This is a genomic window from Mesorhizobium sp. M1E.F.Ca.ET.063.01.1.1, assembly GCF_003998155.1.
Classification (GTDB): Bacteria; Pseudomonadota; Alphaproteobacteria; order Rhizobiales; family Rhizobiaceae; genus Mesorhizobium.
Window position 1 is genome coordinate 1 of sequence record NZ_RZSC01001514.1, and the last position, 531, is coordinate 531.

Below are 531 nucleotides of genomic sequence, written 5' to 3' on the forward strand. Positions count from 1 at the left end.
ACAGGCCAGAGAAGCCCGTCGCCACCAGGCGCTGATCCGGAAACGGTGGGGCGAGGTGTTTTCGCGCATGCGCGAAAGGTCCGGCAATCGAGGCAGTTTCCGTTGGACAGCGCTGCTGCTGTCCGCCTTCCTTGGCGCGCCTCCGGCGGCCGGGCAGGAGATGACGACGTCGCTTGTCGACATGCACCAGGGCTCACAGCTCAGTGACCGGGCCAGAGGCCTCGGCGACGGCGGCTATGAGTTGCAGAGCGGATCGTGGGTATCGTTCAACCGGTGGTATCACGCCACCTGGGTCGACCTCCACGTCGACTTTCTCACCCAGCTGACTGAAGACACCGGCATCCTGTGGGGTTTCGGCACCGGAGAAAGCGCCGAGAAGTACAGCATCGAGCCCAGCTTCAAGCTCGGCTTCCTCACTCAGATGCACCCGAGTGCGAGCAGCACCCTGTCCTTCTCGCTGACCTCGACGATCGGCGGCAACCTCACCGAAAAGCCGTGCGTGGCCGACTATGGGGACCTGGGCACCTACAG

General features: G+C 64.0%; 1 protein-coding gene. It reads left to right on the forward strand.

Features of this window, described 5'->3' with window-relative positions; all coding sequences use genetic code 11:
• Positions 1 to 55: 55 nt before the first annotated feature.
• Positions 56 to 531: hypothetical protein (locus tag EOA29_RS39535; RefSeq protein ID WP_245468850.1), on the forward strand; the 476-nt coding region annotated here is incomplete at its 3' end.